This window comes from Bacillus cereus group sp. MYBK79-1 (assembly GCF_051915365.1).
GTDB lineage: Bacteria > Bacillota > Bacilli > Bacillales > Bacillaceae_G > Bacillus_A.
Genome location: NZ_JBQAEO010000017.1, coordinates 50,496 through 68,749, shown reverse-complemented (window position 1 = coordinate 68,749; position 18,254 = coordinate 50,496). Strand labels below are relative to the sequence as shown.

The following is an 18,254-nucleotide window of genomic DNA, read 5'->3' as shown; positions in this document are numbered from 1 at the left end:
TTAAGGAAACACCGGCTATCTTCATTCCAAAATTGTTTAACTCCCCTTTTGACTTCTGCTGTATGGCTAGTGAAAAAACTGATCTTGAAGCTGAAATGTTGTAGAATCTAGAATTCAAATGTACTTAAAAATCCTATCTTTCTTATATTAAATGAATTCTTTTCTCATGTTCGTCTCATACCATCCACACTCTCTCCAAACACTTTTTAAAAAGAAGCATGGGTAAACTAATAAATATAAATTAGGAATCCACCAAGAAATATCGAAATCTAAACGGATTGTCCAAAATGCTAGAGCTTGTAATCCTGAACAAAAAGTTAAAATTAATGATAAGAACGCAAAGTGGCTCCAAATATGTTTTTGTTTAGAATGTAAATACATGAGCATCCCCCTATTGTTCCCTCTTATTAAAGGAAGAACTATTATGGGATTTAGCGGTAGTTGCGGTTTTTCTGAAGGATTTTCTTTATTAGATGTATTGTTTATTTTATTAATCATCGTTGGAGCTGCTTGCTTCTGCTAAAAAAAGTATAAAAAAGACCCCCTTATAGGAGTGTCTTTTCTACTCTCTTTAAAGAAGAGATATCAACCTCATAAGTATTCCCATATGGTCTAAGCGATGGAATCTCTTCCTTTGGCCCATAAAATAATAGTTTCAAATCATCATCTTTATACTGAACTACGAAGAAATCATCCAATTGGTCAAATGTGTTTTGATTGATCGTGATAAATCCTTTTTCTTGGGCAGTTGTTTTAACACTTATTCTTCGCCCATCTTTAATGACATCATATCCATGCTGATTCGTCACTTTGGATAGCTCACCATTTGTGTAAAGAACACAAAAAAATTCACCTAGACGACCTATAAGATGCCTTAATTCAGTCGCCTTACAACCAAGAACATTCATTTCAAATCGTAACATTTCAAAGTATGCCTCATATAATTTTTTAATTTGTGAGATTCCTATTTTTTCCTTATAGAAAAGAAGTTTCCCATTCTCCCACTCACCTACAACATATTCACAATCTGGCCCTTTAGGTTTGTGAAAAACTAATCCTGTATAAGGATAATTTTCACCTACATATCTGTAAGTTTTTTTATTTATATATATAAACAGATTTTTATTAACAGCTCTCCCTTTGTTATAACGGTTATAACAATAATCAGCAGGATTAATACTCCCCGGTTTCGTATTAAATTTTGTTATTAATCTGTCCTTTATCTCTGCCGATGTTACAGTATCGCCTATTTTTTCTTTAAGAGCCTCTATGAATTGCTCATAAATAGTCAATGTAATCCTCTCCTCATGTCTCTCAATAGTTTTAAACCTAGTAGAACTTGCACTCTATAATTTGGCCTAATTGTAGAATAATATATTTAAAGTTCTTCATAGATTCTTATAACTTACTATGTAAATTTTACATTTAATTAATTAAATTTCATAGACTATTAGAGTAAAATATAAATTGGAGAATTTTATTAAATGCTCAAAATAAAGATAATACTCCATTAAGAGCTCGTTTATTTAGGAAACGTGTCTTTTTTTTATTGGCTTTTTAAATAAGGTAAACGTGAATAAGCATTATAAAAAGCAGGACAATAATATTAAATTAACTTCCATTCGAAGGAGTTTAAGCCTTGCATGAATGACTATAATGACTATTTGGTTGAGCAATCGATATGTTGTGCCGAAACGTCAATATATTAAAAAAAGGATCTCTCTTTATCAAGAGAGATCCTTTTTTTACTTCTTCTTCTTTTCTGTCGGTTGGCTTTGTTTAGCGAAATTAGATGAATCATCGAAATTCGGTTGCTTTTTACCAGCATTATTACTTCTACCTTTTCCCATATGTAATGCACCTCCTCTCGTCCTTACTATTCCCAATAAAAAAATCCTCTTGCATCCAAGAGGATTTTTTGTTGTGCTATTATTAATAATGCCCAACTGTTACCGCAGTACTTCCAACACGGTCCTATCCTAACTTTTAACCATGATGTCGATCGTACTATCCGTCTTGGCGTTTTCCTTTAAACGATACCCTAGTCTTCGATCGCTTGGTAAGCCGTGGTCCAGAAGTCTTGGATAAGATGCGATGGGGCCGGAATGGACATCCCAACCTGGGTGAACAGAATTCCAATAAACTGTTTATCTGGATCAGCGTAAGCTGAAGTACCGGTTCCGCCATCCCAGCCAAATTGACCGATAGACGCGTAGTCTCCAAGATAGGTACGTACCGCCATCCCAAAGCCCCAGCCACCTTGGATCCCTTGTCCGAACGACAAATGGACGTTATTTTTGGCCAAATCGTCTCGGTATACTTGTTGTTCAGGAGTAAGACGGTTGGTGGTCATCAGCTGGACTGCAGGCCTAGACAAGATCCGTTTAGTGCCGTGCATCCCTTTATTCAAAAGCATCTGCAAATACGCGTGATAATCGTCGACGGTTCCAAGCAACCCACCACCGCCTGCTTGGAATGCTGGAGGTTTGCTGTAACGTCCACCCGCTCCCTCATCCCACACGATGAATTCACCTGTTTGCGGATTGGGGTTGAAGGCTGGTGGAAGCCGGTCAATCTTGAGCTGAGGTACGTAGAATCCAGTGTCCTTCATTCCTAGTGGATCAAATATGCGTTCGTGCAAGAACGACTCGAACGTCTGACCCGTGACCCTGGCGACAAGAACGCCGATTACTTCTATACTGATATGATACTGCCACCGCTCTCCGGGCTGATAGCTTAGCGGAAGTGCACCTAAGCGACGCATAAACTCATCTGGATCGGGCATATCCTGCCCTGGCGTGTCGAATATCCCACTCTCGAAGAACGCGTTCATGATTGGAGAACCCATCAACGTGAGATCCACTCCGAGCCCGAATGTTGAGGTCAACAAGTCTCGTACAGTGATAGGACGCCGTGCTGGGACGGTCTCTTCTAGCGGGCCATCGGGCTGTTTCAACACTTGTCGGTCGGCGAGTTCCGGTAGCCATTTGTCTACTGGGTCGTCTAAATGCAGTTTGCACTCATCGAGCAAAACCATTACCGGTGAAACTGCGATTGGCTTGCTAGTGGACGCCAATCGAAAAATCGTGTCCCGACGCATTGGTGCACCACCATCATGCCTCATTGTTCCAAGCGCTTCGACGTGCGTCTCGCCGTTTCGGCTGACTAAGGCGACGAGCCCAGGAATCTTTCCAGAATCGACATGCCGCGCCAATATATTGCGCATTTTGCGCAATCCTGTTTCAGAAAAGCCCTTATTGTTTTGTCCCATTTTGTTCTCCTTTAGTTTAGATTGAGATTTCTAATACATATTGACAATCAATTATTAGTTCTTCAAATAGAAAAATTCCCCTTTTTAATAATTTCGACAAAATGCATTTATATACATGGAGGCACCATGCATCACTATCAACCTAAGATAGGCTAAATTTATAGGATTTAATAATGGGAAATGCAATTACAGCCATTAAAAAATATAATTACAAGATTTGCGAATTGATTATAATACATCTGAAAACACCGATATTCTTTCAAACAAGTAAAAAGCGCCCTATAAACAGGGCGCTTTGCTCCAACCTAATGACTAATATTAGCAGTTGGATATAATGTTGTTCCTCCAATTGAAACCTTTATTTCATTTGTTAACGGAACATTTTGTTCATTAATAATTGTTCTCCACCATTCCCATGCAAGACCTGTACATTCTCTTGCTACGATTTTTATATTTTTTGAATTTGGTGGAAGAGGAATAACTGTAGAGTAATGGGCTGTTTTGTCTTTACCACTACCTTCCCATGTTTTATGTGTTAGTACTTCTTTCCCATTTTGATCAAATGTGAATTCATCCCAAGATACATCAAATTGAGCAACGTAAGCACCGTAATGATCAAGTGTCATTTTAGCACTTGAATATTCTGTAGTTGTCGTCTCGATATAATCTGTATTGTTATGAACTGCAGCAGTTGCATTATCTTTTAAGAAAGTGCTTGTATATGAAATTGGGTATGCTGGATTTTTAAAACTTAATTCAGCATTATCTTTAATGATATTTCGGATTTCATTGAAATCTTTTGTAACAACCTTGTTATGCTCTTTCGCATCTCCGCCTAATACTACAGCAGTAAAGGTACTTTCTTCAAAAATATCTTTATACTGTCCACTCGTTTCGACACTGTTATTCTTAAGTAAAGCTTTAAAAGCAGCTTGTACATCTTTACTCTTAGATGTTGTTTCTAATTTTACATAAACCGTTCTACCATAAGCTACATTTGAAACCATGACAGGTGGAGCTGAATTACTTACTCCTTTACGAGTTAACTCATCAAAAGTAACACTATTATCAAACAGATCGGATGGATTGTTAGGTAGTTCAGCACTTACGGTATAGAATATTTGCTTATATGCCGCTACCATCACTTTTTTCTCTCCATTTGCAACCGCGTTAAAATCAATGTTTAGACTGTTATCAAGATATTTCGCATTAACATTAAGAGCACTTGCGATTTGTGATTTACTATAAACCATAGATTCTGTATACTGCATTCTTGCAGGTAACGTATGTGTTGCAGAATACTTTTCATTCCAAGTAGATACTAAATCGTCTACTGCTCCAGCCACATTACCATATGTTGGATTTTGGACAGTGATTGTATTTTCTTTTCTCATGCCAGGTAAATCTATACTAATATTCAAAGGCTTTCTCTTAGCCACTAATAAACTCGGTTGATTGTCTGCAAAAGCTTTATTTGCAAGTTGTACCGCTCCTGGATACGTACGATTCACCACAGAATCAATAATCGAAATATCGACTGGTGAAGTTGTAAGTGATTTTTTCTCGCGTTCCACTACTACAAATTTACCATTTGAATTGATACTTTCTTTCGGAACAAAACTCTCTACTTTATCACCATTTACAGCTAAAACCTCTTGATTATTATATTTAAGGTTTGCTATACCAGTATCAATGCTACTAGCATTTTTAGTTATATCATTTGCATTACCGATTTTTGTTTCTGCAAAAGAAATAGACGAATAATGAATCGTGCATAGACTAACTAATAAACATGTAAGGAACTTTCTTCTCTTGATATTTTTCTTAATGTTCAGAAAAATCACCCCGTTCTTTTTTAATAAGATATAATAATGATGGATACATGATAGCTAACTAATAAACTTACATAAACGCTTTTAAAAGTTCTTGAACTAAAGGAATTACTCCACCTAAAAATTTTAATACTGCCATTGCGATTTCCATATTATTTCCTCCTCTTTGCTGCATTAAGATGTGTTGTATATTTATGCTTTCATTATAATAAGCTTTTGCATTTGCATCAATTCATTTTTATATGCAATATTTCATATTGAGGAAAAGCAACTTTTTCTGTCAGGGTGATGATGGTACTACTCTTATCGAAAATATCTGAATTTTCTATATATTAAAGGGTATTACTCAATCAACCCCGAATAATTGTAATACACATACATAAGGAGGTTGATCTATTTTGTTTCGTTCTTTTACAAATGGTTGCGTCGCCTTAGTGCAACGTTTCTTGCCAGAGCCGTTTATTTTATCATGTTTATTAACTGTTTTTGTTATCTTCTTCGGCATGTTTGCAACGCACCAAACACCTGTGGAAATGATTAATCATTGGGGTAATGGAATTTGGGGACTACTCGCCTTTTCTATGCAAATGGCTCTTGTACTCGTGACAGGATCTGCTTTAGCAAACGCGCCTCTTATTAAAAAAGGATTAACGAAAGCTGCACAGCTACCAAAAACGAATGGACAAGGTATTATTGCCATTTCAATTGTAAGTTTACTAGGGGCATACATAAACTGGGGATTTGGTATTGTTGTATCTGTTTTATATGCAAAAGAAGTGGCACGGCAGCTGGAAGGATTAGATTATAGACTAGCCATTGCCTCTTCTTATTCTGGGTTTCTCATTTGGCATGCGGGGCTTTCTGCTTCTATTCCTCTTACGTTAGCAACTGGCGGTGAAACGTTAATTAAAACGACAGCTGGAAGTATTAAAGAAGCAATTCCAATAACAGAAACGTTATTCTCACCATACGCACTTGTGCCAGTTATTATTTTTCTCGTTACGATGCCTCTCATTAATAAAGCGATGCATCCAGATGAAAAACATACGATAACTGTAGATCCTAGCGTATTCCATGAAGAAGCTGCCGCCCAAGAAGTAGGAAACAATACGTTCGCTGAGAAAATGGAAAATAGCATCATTATTACACTTTGCGTCGGATTGTTAGGTCTCATTTATATTTTCAATTACTTTTATACGAAAGGCTTTAACCTTACGCTAGACATCGTTATTTTTATGTTATTAATTGCTGGACTTATTTTCCACCATACTCCGATTCAATATATTCGTGCCTTTTCAGACTCTACGAAAAGTGCTTCTGGTATTTTACTTCAATTTCCGTTTTATGCTGGAATTATGGGAATGATGATTGGAGCAAATAGTGAAGGACTTTCACTTGGAGGAGCTATTTCGAATTTCTTTATTAGCATTTCAAACGAAACGACTTTCCCGCTCTTCACTTTTTTAAGTGCTGGCATCGTTAATATTTTCGTTCCATCTGGTGGTGGTCAATGGGCTGTGCAAGCACCCATTATGATTCCAGCTGGCGCTGAACTTGGTGTACCTGCTGCAAAAACAGCAATGGCAATTGCGTGGGGCGATGCTTGGACGAATTTGATTCAACCATTCTGGGCATTACCGGCATTAGCGATAGCTGGTTTAGGTGCTCGTGATATTATGGGATTTTGCGTTGTTAACTTACTATATGCAGGATTTATCATTAGTCTATGCTTCTTATTTATTTAAACGAAAAGCTAGTTTTATACTAGCTTTTTTACATAATAAATTATTTACCCCGCATTAACGAGCAGTAAAACTCCCAACTATATCCAGTTGAAGCAAAGCAGTTAGGCGGGAGATCAACTGCCCGTAAATGCCCGATTGGTTCAACTAATAATCAGTGGGAGAAAACACCCCCCACTGATTAAAGTTTCACTTTATTTCCCATGCAATTTACAATCATCTTCCATTCTATGTCCGTAAGATGTAATGCCTCAAATGCAAAAAAATCTTCACATACTTTTTCAATTAAATGTGGATTTTCCCTCAAGAAATTCCACTGTAACGCTTTAGGAAGAAAATATGTTTCGTATTCTTTACTTCCTCTTACTACCTCATCAACTTCTCTTTCACAAATTCCTCTTATTAAATAATCATTTCTTAATTGAATTTGAATTTGTTGAAACGTTTCACTACATTTCTTCAATTGAAGTAAGCATGTAATATATGTACGAAAAAGTTCGTTATCATACTGACAACACTTTATAATACGTTCCATTTCATTCATAATGTACGAGCCTTTTCTTCTATTTGTAATAACCACTTTTCCCGCTTCTCTCGTTTACTCGTTTTCACAGATTGAAAAACAGATCGTTTTATATTGCGAATGCCGCAAAAGCGTAACACGCCTCTTTTCATCATAATCCAATCTGCTGATCGATATAATAGTGCGACGTACCATAACGGTGAGTCTAACGTATTAATTACCCATGCTTTTTTCCTCTTCAATAATCCTTTCGGCAGAGCACCTTCATATTTATAAGCAAATCCAGCTACAAAAATACGATCAATAAACCCTTTTAAAATTGCAGGCATCCCCCACCACCATACTGGATATATAAAGAGAAGCATATCCGCCTCTTCCACTAACATTCTATACCGATCTGTCTCTTCTTCATTTACTAAATCACGTCTTTTCTTCTCCTCATTAAATACAAGGACTGGATCAAATTGTTCTTTATATAAATCAAGTACCTTAACCGAATGATTAGTTTCTTGTAATCCTTTTTGCACATGTTTTAAAATCGCCGCATTAAAACTGGAAGGACTAGGATGAGCGTATACAATTAGTACATTCACTACAAAACAACTCCCTCTATAAGTTAAAGTTTCCCCTTCTTTAACATCTTCTCTACAATTTGCACGTTTTTCGAACTTTGTAATAAACGGTTTAATACTGTAAGTAACTCTTCCTTGTCTAAATCTTTCAGTTTCTCTTTCACCGTACTTTCACCAGCACCTTGAATATCATAAACAACTGCCGCCATATGTTTACAATAGTTTTCATATGGACATTCGCAGCTACTTTCCGAAAAATCCTCCATTTCTATCACTACTTCATAATTTCCTGCATTACCAGTCACAAACGCAAATACTTTATTATTATGTATTTCAACATCTTCTACATGTCCTTCTTCATAATATTCATAACCTCTATCAATAATGTGTTTCGGAATATACCTATATAACTCTTTTAATAAGTAAGCGTACATAACAGCACCTCTTCCTTTAATTCCCTTTTGACTTCCAAAACCCTGCATGTTATTCTAATAACTGTCAAATAGCAAGTCTATATGACAAAATGACTGACACCTATTCGGCGGAGGTGTCTCTTTTCATTTGCAGCCGATATGAAGTGCCTCTTTCAGGCACATTCAATCTTTGACACTACACACTCAACACCATTCCCTGTATCAGGCTGCTTAAGCAGTCTTTTACTCTACATACTTCAAAAAAAAGAGAGCTTAGCTCCCTTTTCCCGCCTTATACAATACCCCTTTTTCAGTATAGAGATATTCATCAGCTAATGTAATTTTCCCATCCAGTTTCAGTTCATCTAATAGTCTTGATAAATAAAATTGATGTAACATCTTTTTCGTGAATTTTCCTTCATGATGCGAAACGATATGTTCTTGAATATCTAACAATGATATTGGCTTATCTTGCTCTATCATATATTCATAAACTGTACTACGCAGTTTTACGTATTTTTCGAGTGTCACAGTAATGCGCAACCCCTTTCTTCTTAATATAAATTTTCGTAATCGGTTTTTTTGCAACAAAAAAACCTCTCCGATAAGAAGAAGTTACGTATATATCTTCGTCTTATCTCCCAGAACAAATATGTTCTGCTGGAATTAGCACCTGCATCGCGGTTGCTGGGTTTCATCGGGCCAGTCCCTCCACCTCTCTGGATAAGAAAATATTCACTTAATTCTTACTATACGTAATTTCATTTTAATTGTCAAACAAATATAACAAATAATATTTTCTTCTTTACCGTTCATACTATACATATATGAATATTTAAGGAGGAGTATGAAATGCATCAAAATGCTCGCGGATATGTACAAGATTCTTTTCAATCATTACAAGAAGCAAAACATTGTTTAGAAGAAGCACTACAAACTGTTGAAAAAGATTTTAATCGCGCACGTATTGAACAATCACTTTATGCGATCGAACAAGCTATTCAACGCTGTGATTACACCGTTCATATTTTAGAACAAGATTGAAAAAACTTCCCATCATAAGGTGGGAAGTTTTTTCAAATGGCATACTTCATAATTATTACCGTTATAATTAAAAAATATACAGAATTAGCAATTTCTAAAACCCCTACTTTTATAATAGAAATCTTTTTGCCATACAGCATAATTGCTCGAATGACACTCGGTATAAAGATAAGAGAGCACCATGGATTGATAGCAAACACGATTATCGTTAACAGAATATGATAACCCCAAGATATAAAACGATATTTCGGATTATTTTTCTCACGAATCATCGTTTTCACATAAAACGTACTTCCTAAAAAATATAAAAATGATATAAGCGCAATAAATAGTGCTGTTTTATCTATGAGTTTCATTGAAAAATAATAACTAACTAAACCACCAATACAGAAAACAATAATCGCACTAATATCATTTAGTAATGCTCTTTCATTTTTTTGACGAGCGTAATGCATATTTACAATAAATAATGGAATCATTACTGCTACGAATAAAAGAATACGCCATTCATATAATAGAGAAATCATCCCAAATACAAAAGCGATGCTAAAATATACAATTGCTGCATGTAAATACTCTTTTTTTCGTCTTTGCTTTATGTACGTAAGAAACGGATACGTAGCTAAATAGATAAAGAACCATGCTAAAAACAATGGAATATGATACATAGTAGGTTTCCCAAGAATGACACTTAATAGAAATGGTATAACGAGCATGGCCCATGCACCGTGTTGCTTCGGAATAACTAACTTCATTAACTATACACCTCCCTTTTGAAAATAGTTCTCACCTATTATTATACAAATAATTTTATATAGTAACGGATATATATTGGACTATTTTTTGACAATAAAAAATGCTCCTTACAATATGTAAGAAGCATGAAAGAGGCAAACGAATATGTAAGTCGCGACCCTACCTTATATGAATATGCTTTTCTATGCCATGTTATGCTTATCTAATATGCCATATTTCTTTTTGAATCTTGTAAGAATCGTAATCCAAGACGTACTAAATAGTAGTAAGAAAATAACATTCGAAATCGCATGGCTCAAATCGAAATAAAAACTTGCAATATAGTACGAAATGACTGATTCCCACGTTGCCTCACCTATAAACCCGAGAAGCCCCCATAAGTTCATAATCCAGCCAAATAAAAATCCAACAAATAATCCGTATAGAAGTCTTCCCCATAGCTTTTTCATTAAAAATGTATTACGTAATAATCCAGCTATAAAACCAATCATCCCCCACGAAAACATTTGCCACGGCGTCCACGGACCTTGTCCTAAAAAGATGTTAGATACGATAGCCGCTGTTGCCCCGATCATAAAACCAGTTTCACTCCCAAATACGATCGCAGAAACGATAATGACAAAAGAAGTCGGCTGTACACTTGGCAATATCGAAAAGGGTACGCGGCTAACTGCTGCAATTGCCGCTAACACAGCAACAAGCACAATTTCACGTGAAACAAACGCCTTTCTTTCAAAGCGGATATAAAACGGTAACATGATAACAACTAATAAAAACAAACTACTTAACATGTAATAACCGTCCATGATAAGTGTCGTAAAGAGTAATGTGCCTATTATTACTGCAAAAATACATACTATGAATGCAACATATCGTTTGGACACGCTTCGTACACATCCTCCCACGTTAATGCAAATGGCAATTCTTTTCGAATGAATCGATTGATAGATGTTGTATAAAAGAAGTTTCCACTAAAAAATTCTTTCGGTGCGTCATTCATAATGACTGCTCCGTCAAATAACATCATACATTGATCAACGTATTTCGCTGCAAACTCAATATCATGCGTCGCCATTACAATTGTTGTACCTTCTTTTTGCAACTTCCTAAATAGTTCTCCTACTCTTTCTTTCTTCCATGGATCTAATCCTTTTGTCGGTTCATCAAGTAATAATAAGGTCGGCTTTGATAATAACGTTGTACATAACGCAAGTAGTTGTTGCTCTCCCCCGCTACAATCGTGCGGATGGCGTTCTTTAAGCGAGCTCAACCAAAACTGTTTTAGCATACCTTCTGCTATTTCTTTTCCTTGTTCTCCGTATAATTCACGTGCACGTTCATATACTTCTTCCCACACTGTATCAAATGTAAAATGATAGTACGGATGTTGTGATACATACCCGATCCTTTTAAATCGTTCTTTCGAATCAATTTTATGTATCACTTTCCCATTCCACTTTACTTTCCCTCTTCTCGCTTTTTGCAACCCCGCTAAAATCGTTAACAGTGTAGATTTACCTGTACCATTTTTCCCAACGAGAGCTACCCATTTTCCTTTTTCAATCGATACGGTTAAATCTCGTAAAATAAGTGGACTATTTTTTTCATATTGGAACGAAATATGCTCTGCACTTAAAATGACTTCTTGCTTTTCACTTTGTGCTATTGGCTCATTCACATATGATATCTCTGAAAAGTTATTCAGTTTCATTTGTGCTTCTCGCACTGTAAATGGAATATCTCTTGCATTCCACTCTAAAAACAATCTTGGAATTTGCGGAATAAATGGACGAAAGTTTTCTACTTCCCACATGTTCGCTATAACCGTTTTAGGATTTCCATCATACACGATTTGGCCATTATTCATACAAATAACGCGCGTAGCAAGTGGTATCACTTCATCTAAACGATGTTCACTTAAAACGATCGTAATTCCAAGTTCTTCGTTAATACGTTTTAACAATCCTAAAAATTCTTTCGCTGCAATTGGATCTAACTGCGCTGTTGGTTCATCTAATAATAATAGTTTTGGCTGCATAACTAGTACGGCAGCTAAATTGACAAGTTGTTTTTGTCCACCAGATAACGTATGAACAGATTGGTGCAATAAATCTTGAAATCCTAAGAAGCTAATGAGCTCTGCTATTCGTTTTTGAATAATATGTGATGGTAATCCAACATTCTCTAAAGAAAATGCTAATTCTTGAATGACTGTATCCATTACGAGCTGATTTTCTGGATTTTGAAATACCATACCAATTTCTTGTGCAGATAATAAATCCGGTACATTTTCTAATAAAGTACCATCATAATATGTATCTCCAGTACGCTTACCGATTGGAAGTAATTCCTTTTTAAAATGTTTTAATAAAGTCGTCTTCCCAGAACCTGATCCTCCAGCAAGTGCAATAAACTCTCCTTTTTGAATAGAAAGAGAAATATGCTGTAACGCATATTCGTTTTCATCAGCATATACAAATGATAAATTGTTTATTTCTGCATGCGCCACCATACCCATTCCCTTCCTTCCATTATAATTGGTAGACTAATAAACATCGTAAATACGCCAAACATCATTCCATCGTATTGCTGAAATAGAATAGATTCGACTTTCGGATAAATGATTAACTTTCCTCCGCCATACGTACTACATACAATAGCAATTATAAATAGAATACTTAAATAACTAAGCGTATACCAATCTCGTCTTTCCATTCTATACCGAATATATGTCGTACGCTTCGTTACACCAAATCCGCGAGCTTGCATAGAATCTGCCGTTTGCAGTGCATCTTCTAACGAACAAATTAATAATACTTGCAATAGTTGCATACCATTTTTCACCCGTTCCACAATGGAACCTGCGTCTACTTGTACACCTTTCGTTTTTTGGACGAGTGTTATTTTCTGTAATCGCCTCATAAACAAAGGAACAAACCTCACTGTAATCATCGTTAACAATGCTACTTTCGGTGAAATTCTAGAAAATAAATATAAAAATTTATGACTTGAAATAATATCATTATACGAAGCAAACGTAAACATAATCGCAACTAATAATAACCCCATTACGACTCCATACATAATCGCCTCAAGCTTAATGCGGCTATCACCTAACCAAAATAACGTAGTTCGACCTCTATGTGTTAATAACGAATTAAATAAAATGACCATAAAAAAGAAAACAATTGTGCTCGGTAACATCTTTCTTATCTTTTCGCTATTCCCTTGCATCACATTAATTATAACGATTAATAGAATTGCTCCAATTAAAAAAAGAGGATGAAGACACATCATACATAGTATCATCACCCCGATATAATAGAAAAAATTCACAAAAGGATGTAAAGAAGAAAAACTTATTTTCATAGTCCTTTACCGAATGCCTTTCTTAATTTAGTATACATACACCCATTCGATTGTATCTCCTGGCTTCACTGTAACTACACCCGCACTATAGTTTGGAAACGAACCGTTCAAACGATATTTCCATCCACTATTATCATTTACATCTTTTTCATATAAATCATTAATACCTTTTACGTAAATATCACCTTTAGAACCCATTGCATCCACATCTAAACCTGTACGTTGTAATACTTTATAAACAGTATCGCCTTCTTGTACATCCATTTTTTTCGCACCTAATAAGTATCCTTCATCACCTTTTACTGAGATCGTAACTTGTTTCGCTTGCGGTTTAGGTACTGGTACTGAATCTGGTACTATTTCTGTTTTGGGTGGTACTGGCTTTGGAACGGTCGGAGTCGGTATCGTTTTCTCCTCTTTATTCGGATCAACCTTTTGCTCCTGCTTCGGTGTTTCTTTCGGCTGATTAACAACCTTCGCTTCTTCTTTTACTTCTGGTGCTTTCGGTTGTTGTTGCTGTTGTGGTTCCTCTTCTTGTGCTTTTTGCTGTTCTGGTTGCTTAGTAGCAGGCTGTTCCTGAGGTTTCTCTTCTTTCTTTACTTCCGGTTGTGCCTGCGGCTTTTCTTGTTTCGGCTTCTCTTCTACTTTTTGCTCTTGCTTCTCTTTCTGCTCGTCTTGCTGCTTTTGCTCTTGTTCAGCTTGTTTTTCCTCCGGCTTTTCTTCCGGTTTCGCTTCATCTTTTTTCTCTTCTTGTTTTGCTACCTCTTCTTGCTTTGGTTCTACTTTTTTCTCAGGCTTTACAGCTGCCTCTTCACACCCGGCAAGTAGCCCCATTGAAAGCATTAAAGAAATAAACCACTTCATCTTACTCATGTTGTCTCTCACCTTTCATAATAAAGTGAAACTTTAATAAGTGGGGGGCTTTTCCACCCCCCACTTATTATTAGTTGAACCAATCGGGCTTTTACGGGCAGTTAATCTCCACCTAACTTCCTCGCACTCGCTAACTTTTGAGGTGGGGATCTTACTGCCCGTTAATGCGGGATAAAATTAGGAGCAAATGATTGCTCCTAATTTTTGTTAAGCCGCTTTACGTCTCCATAATACATATGCAGAAGCAATACATAATACACCCATACCTACTTCTGTAGCTGCACTATGAGAAGATCCACCTGTTTTTGGTAACGTGCTACCGTTTCCTGACTTTTTGCTTTTAACCGGTTCGTTATCAATAACAACTTTTAAATTGTCATCTTTCGTTTCTTGTTGTACTTGTTTTTGTTCTTCTGGTTGTTCAGTAACTTCTTTTTCTACTACAACATTTTCTGAGTCCACATTTGGTTTCGTATCGATTTCAGGAACAGATACATTTGACCAATCATAAATCGATTTCCCAAGTTCTTTAAACTGAAGTAACGCTAATAACGCTTGCTCTGTTGCCATTCCGCTACCGTTTTGATCGCTTGGTAACCATTTGAATTCACCATTTGGAAGTTGGTATGACAGAAGATTTTGCATTGCCTTATGTAGACGGTTTTGATCTACATCTTTCACAAGTGATAATCCAATAATTGCTTGCGCTGCACTATTAGAATTTTCTTGTCCATCAGCAGAAAAACCACCATTTTCTAGCTGCTGTTTATATAAATAGGCAACAGCCTTTTCTACAGCTGGTTTCACATCTGGTCGATCTTGATAAGGAGCTAATGCTGATAAAACCATACCTGTTACATCAACGCTACTAGCACTGTCTTTACTGCTTGCGCTATCGTAAGTCCAGCCGCCATCCGTATGTTGCGCGTTTAATAGCGCATCTACTAAAGCAACTCGGTTCCATTTTGAATTCACTGGAACTTCATATTTCTTCGTATCAAATGCAAGTAAAGCAAATGTATAACCTGTCACAGAATTCACTTTATCTGATTCATACAATTTTTGAACTAAATTATGTTCGCCTACCTTTGTAGGGTCTGCATACATTGCATTCATCATAATAATCGTTCTAGCTAAATCTGTCGCTGAAAAACGATTAATACGCTTTTCTACTTTTTCAGTTACTGCCTTAACATAATTTAATTTCGCCTCAATTGGAACATTCTTTCCAGAACGAGCAAGGCCTAAAGCTACCCAATCACTTTCAATTCCATCTTGTAACATCTTTTCAGATGTCTTAGAGATTGCTTCATTTACTTTCGCTGCTGGAATTTGAATGTTCTCTTGCTTTGGTTGTTCTGGTTTTTCTTGTTTTGGATCATCTGTTTTTGGTTCTTCTGGTTTTTCTTGTTTCGGATCATCCGTTTTTGGTTCTTCTGGTTTTTCTTGTTTCGGATCATCCGTTTTTGGTTCTTCTGGTTTTTCTTGTTTTGGATCATCCGTTTTTGGTTCTTCTGGTTTTTCTTGTTTCGGATCATCTGTCTTTGGTTCTTCTACAGTTTTACAAGTACCAAATTTATCTAATGTTTGCTGTAATGTTTCCTGGCTCATATTGCTCCAGTCTGAAACAAAGCGGAAAACAACAACATCACCAGACTCTAATTTATAACTATCTGCCCCAACTTGTGCAGATGTATCATTTACATCGTACGTCCAACCACTTGTAGCCCCGGCCATTAAACCGTCGATGCCTTTTACATATGTTCCAAACGACATCGTTTCAGATTCTACTTTGTCCCCCATGACCTTTTGCAGCAAACTTAAAGCTGTTTCCCCATCTTTAAGTTGCTCTTCTTTTGGACATAACATAATGCCCTTTTGTGATTCCCCAATAATTGCAAGTTTTGCTGTATTTCCTTCAGCAAACGTAATATGTACTGTATTCGCAAAAGAAACAAATACGAGTGTAACTGCCATTAACGACGTAAGCAGCCATTTTTTCAACATTGCCATCCCCAAATTTCCTCCCTTACTACTATTTACACAAAAAAAGGCCCTTCAAGGGCGTGCAATTGACACTCTTTTTTTGTAAGTGTCGAACAAACTGTGCAACACCTCCTACCCGCATCATTCGCGGCTATATTTGTATAGGAAAAATAATTTTGTTTATGAACGTATCATTGTGATAACGTTCACTTTTCTAGGCACTACTTACTTCCATTTCAGTTATCGTAAAACGATAAACCTATACATTCTGTTAATTATAAATTTCTGTATTATTTTACTATTGACAAAGAATTTTGTCCATGCTTTATCGGATTTATTTTCTAAGAATAGTAACTTACTAGCCTTTAACCATGTAATCTCTTTTCACTAATAATAACGCCATCTTCATCCGCATATACATATTCATTCGGCTTCCATTCTACTTGTCCAAATTGCAATGAAATATCACGCTCTCCTTTTCCCTCTTTTACACTTCTATTTGGCATCGTTCCTAGCGCTAAAATACCAATATTAATATGCTTTAGTTCACTAGAATCACGAACATATCCATTCACAATAATTCCTGCCAGCTTTCTTTCCTCCGCAATAGCAGCCAAATTATCACCAAGTAACGCACAATTCGTGGACGCTCCGCCATCAACAACTAATACCGTTCCTTCTGGTAGTGTTTGCAATCCTTCTTTCACTAGTACGTTATCATCCTTCACTTTTACCGTTGCAATTTTCCCGTGAAATTGTTCTTTCTTCCCAAAAGACCGAAAAGACTGGCGACATATTTGTAAATCCTTTTCAAACTCATCACATAGATCCGTAGTTTTCCACATCTTTTTCCCTCTTTTCCTTATTCTTTCTATAATAACTTATTCTTGGATTATTTTCGTTTCCCTGTCTAATGTTGCAAGAATTTGTATTGCAGGAAAGGGAACGAAAAACTATTGCCTTAAGAAGGCACCTTTATTATAATCTATTTCACAAATAAATTTCAGAATATTAAAAATTAATAAAGTGAAAAAGGAGGGGTTTTATGCAATTACATACCGAGGTAAAAAAATAGCCGAGTAAACGAAAGTTTAAAATGCCTGACGCGTACGTACTACTATTTTTTATTGCCTGACTTTGTGCCATTGCTACATATTTCGTTCCAGCTGGAGAATTTAAAAGAGTTACAAACGGTACTGTTACAACGACAATACCAGGAAGTTATCATTCTGTTCCACAATCGCCGGTAGGATTTGTTTCTTTTTTTACCGCTATTGAAAAAGCTATGACACTTGCTGCTCCTATCATCTTCTTAATTTTATTTACAGGTGGAGCTATTGCATTCTTGAAAAAACAGGTGCTCTTGACGGTTTAATCTATCATGTTATTAATAAATTTCATAATCAGCAATTACTTTTCATTTTAGAACAAGGGAAATTACTTGATACAATCGTTAACCAACTCGCACAGTCTCTCGAAGGACATAGCCCTGTATTTGGCGTTATCGGCATGTATGTAAGTAGTGCGGCATTACATTTCCTCATTTCATTCGAGACAGGAGAATCTGTTATTTTCATTCCGATATTAGCCCCATTAGCCGATTTCATGCACATTACACGCCAAGTTACAGTACAAGCTGTTATGCTTGGCGAAGGAGTAGTGAACTGCCTCAATCCAACTTCCAGTGTTTTAATGGGCTTCCTCGCAGCGAGCGGCATTTCTTACGGAAAATGGATTCGATTTATGGCTCCACTTGCATTCAGTTGGTTTATCATCGGACTTATTTTCCTTATTGCTGGTGTGAATATTGAATGGGGACCGTATTAAAAGGCTCATATTATACTTAACTTGATAAAATATCTATCCTCCTCTC

Annotated in this window: 17 protein-coding genes, 2 pseudogenes and 1 riboswitch; of the genes and pseudogenes, 4 read left to right on the top strand and 15 right to left on the bottom strand. The window is 36.3% G+C overall.

What is annotated here, in order from left to right; translation table 11 throughout:
* Positions 1–147: 147 nt before the first annotated feature.
* A pseudogene (locus ACTFOB_RS21885) lies at positions 148–381 on the bottom strand (DUF5360 family protein); the annotation flags it as partial.
* Positions 382–424: 43 nt separating this feature from the next.
* Between ACTFOB_RS21885 and ACTFOB_RS21880 the strand changes: the two are divergent.
* Positions 425–523 (top strand): YjcZ family sporulation protein, encoded by a 99-nt coding sequence (locus ACTFOB_RS21880; RefSeq protein ID WP_429608009.1) that lies wholly within the window; start codon positions 425–427, stop codon positions 521–523.
* 22 nt (positions 524–545) lie between these two features.
* On the opposite strand, the gene ACTFOB_RS21875 is transcribed toward ACTFOB_RS21880, so the two are convergent.
* From ACTFOB_RS21875 to alo, 3 genes are all read right to left on the bottom strand, one after another.
* Positions 546–1,292 (bottom strand): DUF7225 domain-containing protein, encoded by a 747-nt coding sequence (locus ACTFOB_RS21875; protein WP_440028918.1) that lies wholly within the window; start codon positions 1,290–1,292, stop codon positions 546–548.
* A gap of 749 nt (positions 1,293–2,041) precedes the next feature.
* The gene (locus ACTFOB_RS21870) at positions 2,042–3,271 is read right to left on the bottom strand and encodes a serine hydrolase domain-containing protein (RefSeq protein ID WP_440028920.1); all 1,230 of its coding nucleotides are present in this window, start codon (positions 3,269–3,271) and stop codon (positions 2,042–2,044) included.
* A gap of 305 nt (positions 3,272–3,576) precedes the next feature.
* Complete coding sequence (gene alo, locus ACTFOB_RS21865; protein ID WP_440028923.1) at positions 3,577–5,115, bottom strand: anthrolysin O/cereolysin O family cholesterol-dependent cytolysin Alo; 1,539 nt, start codon at positions 5,113–5,115, stop codon at positions 3,577–3,579.
* A 386-nt stretch (positions 5,116–5,501) separates the two neighbouring features.
* On the opposite strand from alo, the gene ACTFOB_RS21860 reads away from it, so the two are divergent.
* Positions 5,502–6,848, top strand: coding sequence for a short-chain fatty acid transporter (locus ACTFOB_RS21860; RefSeq protein WP_440028926.1), 1,347 nt, complete (start codon positions 5,502–5,504; stop codon positions 6,846–6,848).
* 178 nt (positions 6,849–7,026) lie between these two features.
* Here ACTFOB_RS21860 and ACTFOB_RS21855 read toward each other — a convergent pair whose 3' ends face one another.
* The 4 genes from ACTFOB_RS21855 to ACTFOB_RS21840 all read right to left on the bottom strand — a co-directional run bounded on the left by ACTFOB_RS21855 (position 7,027) and on the right by ACTFOB_RS21840 (position 8,944).
* The gene (locus tag ACTFOB_RS21855) at positions 7,027–7,389 is read right to left on the bottom strand and encodes a group-specific protein (protein ID WP_440028929.1); all 363 of its coding nucleotides are present in this window, start codon (positions 7,387–7,389) and stop codon (positions 7,027–7,029) included.
* Complete coding sequence (locus ACTFOB_RS21850) at positions 7,386–7,961, bottom strand: NAD(P)H-dependent oxidoreductase (RefSeq protein ID WP_440028933.1); 576 nt, start codon at positions 7,959–7,961, stop codon at positions 7,386–7,388. Before ACTFOB_RS21850 ends, ACTFOB_RS21855 begins: the two co-directional genes overlap by 4 nt.
* 23 nt (positions 7,962–7,984) lie before the next feature.
* Complete coding sequence (locus ACTFOB_RS21845) at positions 7,985–8,374, bottom strand: SWIM zinc finger family protein (protein WP_440028935.1); 390 nt, start codon at positions 8,372–8,374, stop codon at positions 7,985–7,987.
* A gap of 252 nt (positions 8,375–8,626) precedes the next feature.
* Positions 8,627–8,944, bottom strand: coding sequence for a hypothetical protein (locus ACTFOB_RS21840; protein WP_033656149.1), 318 nt, complete (start codon positions 8,942–8,944; stop codon positions 8,627–8,629).
* 40 nt (positions 8,945–8,984) lie between these two features.
* A riboswitch (SAM riboswitch) is annotated at positions 8,985–9,083 on the bottom strand.
* Positions 9,084–9,205: 122 nt separating this feature from the next.
* On the opposite strand from ACTFOB_RS21840, the gene ACTFOB_RS21835 reads away from it, so the two are divergent.
* The gene (locus ACTFOB_RS21835; RefSeq protein ID WP_000554029.1) at positions 9,206–9,397 is read left to right on the top strand and encodes a hypothetical protein; all 192 of its coding nucleotides are present in this window, start codon (positions 9,206–9,208) and stop codon (positions 9,395–9,397) included.
* 32 nt (positions 9,398–9,429) lie between these two features.
* Here the strand turns inward: ACTFOB_RS21835 and ACTFOB_RS21830 are convergent, their stop codons facing one another.
* The 7 genes from ACTFOB_RS21830 to rraA form a co-directional block, all read right to left on the bottom strand.
* A complete protein-coding gene (locus tag ACTFOB_RS21830) occupies positions 9,430–10,152 on the bottom strand; it encodes a YwiC-like family protein (protein WP_440028938.1) in 723 nt (240 codons plus the stop codon).
* Positions 10,153–10,335: 183 nt separating this feature from the next.
* Positions 10,336–11,037, bottom strand: coding sequence for an ECF transporter S component (locus ACTFOB_RS21825; protein WP_440028941.1), 702 nt, complete (start codon positions 11,035–11,037; stop codon positions 10,336–10,338).
* Positions 11,010–12,671, bottom strand: a complete 1,662-nt coding sequence (locus ACTFOB_RS21820) for an ABC transporter ATP-binding protein (RefSeq protein WP_440028944.1) — start codon at positions 12,669–12,671, stop codon at positions 11,010–11,012. The genes ACTFOB_RS21825 and ACTFOB_RS21820 overlap by 28 nt, the downstream gene beginning before the upstream one ends.
* Entirely contained in the window at positions 12,644–13,522 is an 879-nt protein-coding gene (locus tag ACTFOB_RS21815; protein ID WP_440028948.1) for an energy-coupling factor transporter transmembrane component T, read from the bottom strand. The genes ACTFOB_RS21820 and ACTFOB_RS21815 overlap by 28 nt, the downstream gene beginning before the upstream one ends.
* A 27-nt stretch (positions 13,523–13,549) precedes the next feature.
* Entirely contained in the window at positions 13,550–14,395 is an 846-nt protein-coding gene (locus ACTFOB_RS21810) for a DUF4430 domain-containing protein (protein WP_440028952.1), read from the bottom strand.
* Positions 14,396–14,602: 207 nt separating this feature from the next.
* Positions 14,603–16,408 carry a DUF4430 domain-containing protein gene (locus ACTFOB_RS21805; protein WP_440028955.1) on the bottom strand — a complete coding sequence of 602 codons (1,806 nt, stop codon included), beginning with the start codon at positions 16,406–16,408 and terminating at the stop codon, positions 14,603–14,605.
* A gap of 338 nt (positions 16,409–16,746) precedes the next feature.
* Entirely contained in the window at positions 16,747–17,226 is a 480-nt protein-coding gene (gene rraA / locus ACTFOB_RS21800; RefSeq protein ID WP_440028958.1) for a ribonuclease E activity regulator RraA, read from the bottom strand.
* Positions 17,227–17,477: 251 nt separating this feature from the next.
* Here rraA and ACTFOB_RS21795 point away from each other — a divergent pair.
* Positions 17,478–18,208: pseudogene (locus tag ACTFOB_RS21795) on the top strand (hypothetical protein).
* Positions 18,209–18,254: the final 46 nt, after the last annotated feature.